This is a genomic window from Paracoccus binzhouensis, from assembly GCF_016446475.1.
Lineage (GTDB): Bacteria > Pseudomonadota > Alphaproteobacteria > Rhodobacterales > Rhodobacteraceae > Paracoccus > Paracoccus binzhouensis.
This window is the reverse complement of sequence record NZ_JAEHFP010000266.1, coordinates 1-600: the sequence shown is the minus strand read 5'-3', so window position 1 is coordinate 600 and position 600 is coordinate 1. Positions and strand designations below refer to the sequence as shown.

Annotated in this window: 1 protein-coding gene; it reads right to left on the bottom strand. The window is 61.3% G+C overall.

What is annotated here, in order from left to right; all coding sequences use genetic code 11:
• Positions 1–600: BapA/Bap/LapF family prefix-like domain-containing protein (locus I9P22_RS24375; protein WP_199262810.1), on the bottom strand; the 600-nt coding region annotated here is incomplete at both ends.

Genomic DNA, 600 nt, shown 5'->3' with positions numbered 1-600 from the left:
CGTCGCCGTCCACATCCGTCGCGGTGACGGTGCCGCTGACCGGCGTGTCCTCGGGCGTGGTCACGGATGCGTCCTCACCCACCGGCGGGGTATTGGGCGCGGGGGTGTTGGAATCCGGACCATCACTGCCCACAACAAGGGCTGCGCCGCCCGCCAGCGCGCCAAGACCCGTCAGAGCGGCAACCGGAAACGGCGGAACAAGGAGGGCGTCCTCGATCTCGGCGATATCGAAGCCGGTCCATTCCTCGCCGTATTGCGCCCACCAAGTGACGCCGTTTCCATCCTCGAAGACCAGATCGTTGCGGCCATCAGCATCCTGGACAAAGAAATCCGCGATGACCAGCCGGGTGCCATCCTTGAGAACGAGGATCAGATCGCTGCCGTCCCGATCAAAGCGAAGCACCTGCTCGGGTCCGATGGCCAGCTGGACAACACTGGGCGCTTCCAGCGCGATCTGGGTGCCGTCAAAGACCTTGGAGGCACCATCCTGCGCTTTGGGGAAAATTGTCGCTTTCATCCCACATTCTCCAAGTAAGTCGCTGATTTCGCTGTCGTAATCGTGATATTTCGCATATAAATCATGGCGTTGACGGCTGCGAG